Genomic DNA, 3,198 nt, shown 5'->3' with positions numbered 1-3,198 from the left:
GCGCTGAGCGGCCTGGCGCTCGGCAGCGACCTGGTGCTGCCCGGCGCGCTGCTGGCCGGCGTGATCGCGCAGGCGGGCAGCCGCGGGCGCGGCGAAGGCGTGTTCTTCGGCTGGTGGAACCTGGTGTCCAAGCTCAATCTCGCGCTCGCCGCCGGCCTGGCGCTGCCGCTGCTCTCGCTGGCCGGCTACGTGCCGGGCGACCGCGCGCCGGCCTCGGCGCAGGCCCTGTCCATCGCCTACTGCCTGCTGCCCTGCGTTCTCAAGCTGGCGGCGGTGGTCCTTCTCTACTTTTCATTGATCCGAACCGGGGGTGTGCCATGCGCAACACGAAACGAATGCTGATGGTCGCGGCCGCCGCGCTGGCCGTGGGCGGCTGCGCCGCGCCCGACGTGGGCGAGTACGCGGCCGAACGGCCGGTGCTGGACCTGCAGCGCTATTTCAACGGCAGGGTCGATGCCTGGGGCATGTTCACCGACCGCTCCGGCAAGGTCGTCAAGCGCTTCACCGTGAAGCTGGACTGCAGCTGGCAAGGCGACGAGGGCACGCTGGACGAGGACTTCACCTACTCCGACGGCACGAAGCAGCGGCGCGTGTGGAAGCTGCGCAAGCTGGCCGACGGCCGCTTCACCGGCCGCGCGGCCGACGTGGTCGGCCAAGCCGAGGGCCAGGCGCGCGGCAACGCGCTGCGCTGGCGCTACACGCTGGCGCTGCCGGTGGACGGCCGCGTGTGGAACGTGCAGATGGACGACTGGATGTACCAGATGGACGAGCGCGTGCTCCTCAACCGCACCGCCATGAGCAAGTTCGGCGTGCGCGTGGGCGAGGTGACGCTGTCGTTCACCAAGGCAACATGAACCCGCGCCTGGACGACTGGCGCGGCAAGCGCGCCTGGCTGGTGGGCGCCTCCACCGGCATCGGCGCGGCGGTGGCATCGGCGCTGCACGCGCGCGGCGCGGCCGTGTACCTGTCGGCGCGCGGCATGCCGGCGCTGGAAGCCTTCGCCGTGCGGCATCCGGGCTCCGTGCCGGTGCCGGCCGACGTGACGGATGCCGCTGCCGTGCAGGCCGCCACCCGCGTCGTTCTGGATGGCGGGCCGCTCGACATGGTGCTGTACTGCGCCGGCCACTACAAGCCGCTGCGCGCCACCGCCTTCGACCTGCAGGAGATGCTGCGCCACCAGCAGGTGAACTACGTCGGCGCGCTGCACGTGCTGGACGCCGTGCTGCCGCACATGCTGCACGCGCACCGCGGCCACCTGAGCCTGGTGTCCAGCGTGGCCGGCTGGCGCGGCATGCCGCAGAGCCTGGGCTACGGGCCGACCAAGGCGGCGCTGATGCGGCTGGCCGAGACGCTGTACATGGACCTGCATGCGCAGGGCCTGGGCGTGAGCCTGGTGAACCCCGGCTTCGTCGAGACGCCGCTGACCGCGAACAACGACTTCCGCATGCCCGCGCTGATCCAGCCGGAGGAAGCGGCGCGGCAGGTGCTGCGCGGCTGGACGCGCGGTTCCTTCGACATCCAATTCCCGAAGCGCTTCACCGTGCCGCTGAAGCTGGCCACGCTGCTGCCGTTCGGGATCTACCAGGCGCTGGCGCGCCGCGTGACGGGGTTGTGACCATGGACGCATTGCAGCGCATCGTCGTGCTGTTCGAGAGCTTCGGGCCGCAGGACGTGCCGCGCCTGGGCACCTATTACCGCGAGGACGCCGCCTTCAAGGACCCGCTGCACGCGGTGCGCGGCATCGACGCCATCCGCGCCGTGTACCAGCACATGTTCGACGCCATGGACGCGCCGCGCTTCGTGGTGACGCACCGCTTCGCCAACGGGCCGGACTGCGTGCTGGTGTGGGAGTTCAGCTTCGTGCTGCGCGGCTATCCGCGCAAGGGCACGCTCACCATGCACGGCGTGAGCCACCTGCTGCTGGACGCCGACGGGCGCATCGCCGTGCACCGCGACTACTGGGACGCGGCCGAGGAGGTCTACGAGAAGATACCGGTGCTGGGCGCGCTGATGCGCTGGCTCAAGCGCCGCGCCGGCGCCTGAGCGCAGTCAGCGGCTGCCGCTCCAGAAGCTGTGCAGCAGCTCCATGCCGTCTTCGTGGCCGGGCTTGAAGGCCTGCTGCACCTGCTGCAGCTTGTCCCAGCTCGCATGGGAGAACGCCATCGACCAGTCGGCGAACTCGCGCCGCTGCACCGGCTCGCACATCAGCTCGATGATCTGGTGGTGCGCCGGGTTGCGGCGGACGCGTTCGAACACGCTGCGGACCGCCTCGCGCGAACCTTCCAGCACCTGCATGAAGTTGCCGCCGGAACACAGCAGCGCGCCGGTGACATCCTGGGCTTGGTTGCGGGCGCGCGCGCCGGCAAGCAGGCGCTCCAGCTCGCTGCTGGACATCGGCGAGCAGGCCGAACTGACGTAGACGAGGCGGTGCAGGGATTCTTTCACAGCGGCTTCCGGCGCAAAAAAGCGCAAGCCCCATTCTTCCCGCGGACCGCCGGCGCCGCTTAAGAAATTTGCGTAGGCGAAGCACCGATACTTGCGGCCGTGAACGCATCGACGAACGACAAGGCGCAGCGTGTGCTGGGCTGGGACCTTCTGCGCGGCCTGTGCACGCTGGCAGTGGCTGTCTACCACGTGCTGGGCTGGGAAGGCGTGGTGGAGCTCTACCCGCTGGGCAGCTACGGCGTCTACATGTTCTTCGTGCTGTCCGGTGCCAGCCTGGCGTTCAACCATGCGGGCGGGCTGCGCACGCCGGGTGCCGTCGGCGCTTTCCTGCTCGCGCGCTGGGCGCGGCTGGTGCCGCTGTACGCCGTCGTCTGCCTGCTGACGCTGCTGCTCTATCGGCTGCGCAGCGGTGTGCCGATCGGTCACGTCGGCGGGCTGCTGGCCTGGAATCTCAGCTTCGCCTTTGGCCTGCGGGACCCCGCCGTGTCGGCCATCGCCATCGGCGGCTGGTCGCTGGGGATCGAAGCGCTCTACTACCTGGCGTTTCCGCTGCTGGTGGCCGCCGCCTCGCGGCGCGGCTGGGCGCTGGCCGTCGGCCTGCTGCTGTGCGCGCTGCAGTTCGCCTGGATCGCGCGCACCGTCGGCGCGGCCAGCGGCTACCGCGCGGGCGCGGTGGCGTACCACCAGGCACCGGCGTTCGCGGCGTACTTCTTCGGCGGCTGCATGATCGGCGCGGCACGCCGGCGCGGCGGC

At 70.6% G+C, this 3,198-nt stretch carries 6 protein-coding genes; 5 read left to right on the top strand and 1 reads right to left on the bottom strand.

What is annotated here, in order from left to right; genetic code table 11:
- The 4 genes from H0U68_RS14085 to H0U68_RS14070 all read left to right on the top strand — a co-directional run.
- Positions 1-342: MFS transporter (locus H0U68_RS14085; RefSeq protein ID WP_296356615.1), on the top strand; the 342-nt coding region annotated here is incomplete at its 5' end.
- A complete protein-coding gene (locus H0U68_RS14080; RefSeq protein ID WP_296356617.1) occupies positions 342-854 on the top strand; it encodes a DUF3833 domain-containing protein in 513 nt (170 codons plus the stop codon). The genes H0U68_RS14085 and H0U68_RS14080, both read left to right, overlap by 1 nt.
- Positions 851-1,615 (top strand): SDR family NAD(P)-dependent oxidoreductase, encoded by a 765-nt coding sequence (locus H0U68_RS14075; protein ID WP_296356613.1) that lies wholly within the window; start codon positions 851-853, stop codon positions 1,613-1,615. The genes H0U68_RS14080 and H0U68_RS14075 overlap by 4 nt, the downstream gene beginning before the upstream one ends.
- 2 nt (positions 1,616-1,617) lie before the next feature.
- Positions 1,618-2,043, top strand: a complete 426-nt coding sequence (locus tag H0U68_RS14070) for a nuclear transport factor 2 family protein (RefSeq protein WP_296356612.1) — start codon at positions 1,618-1,620, stop codon at positions 2,041-2,043.
- A 6-nt stretch (positions 2,044-2,049) separates the two neighbouring features.
- Here the strand turns inward: H0U68_RS14070 and H0U68_RS14065 are convergent, their stop codons facing one another.
- Entirely contained in the window at positions 2,050-2,445 is a 396-nt protein-coding gene (locus H0U68_RS14065) for a BLUF domain-containing protein (protein WP_296356610.1), read from the bottom strand.
- A 99-nt stretch (positions 2,446-2,544) separates the two neighbouring features.
- Here H0U68_RS14065 and H0U68_RS14060 point away from each other — a divergent pair.
- On the top strand, positions 2,545-3,198 hold a 654-nt coding region (locus H0U68_RS14060; protein ID WP_296356607.1), incomplete at its 3' end, for an acyltransferase family protein.

It is taken from the genome of Ramlibacter sp., from assembly GCF_013697775.1.
GTDB lineage: Bacteria > Pseudomonadota > Gammaproteobacteria > Burkholderiales > Burkholderiaceae_C > Ramlibacter.
This window is presented reverse-complemented; position numbering and strand designations above follow the sequence as displayed.

Bases quoted from the DNA above. Each gene is read 5' to 3' on its own strand.
- H0U68_RS14070 (WP_296356612.1), top strand. From the start codon at position 1,618: ATGGACGCATTGCAGCGCATCGTCGTGCTGTTCGAGAGCTTCGGGCCG.
- H0U68_RS14075 (WP_296356613.1), top strand. From the start codon at position 851: ATGAACCCGCGCCTGGACGACTGGCGCGGCAAGCGCGCCTGGCTGGTG.
- H0U68_RS14080 (WP_296356617.1), top strand. From the start codon at position 342: ATGGTCGCGGCCGCCGCGCTGGCCGTGGGCGGCTGCGCCGCGCCCGAC.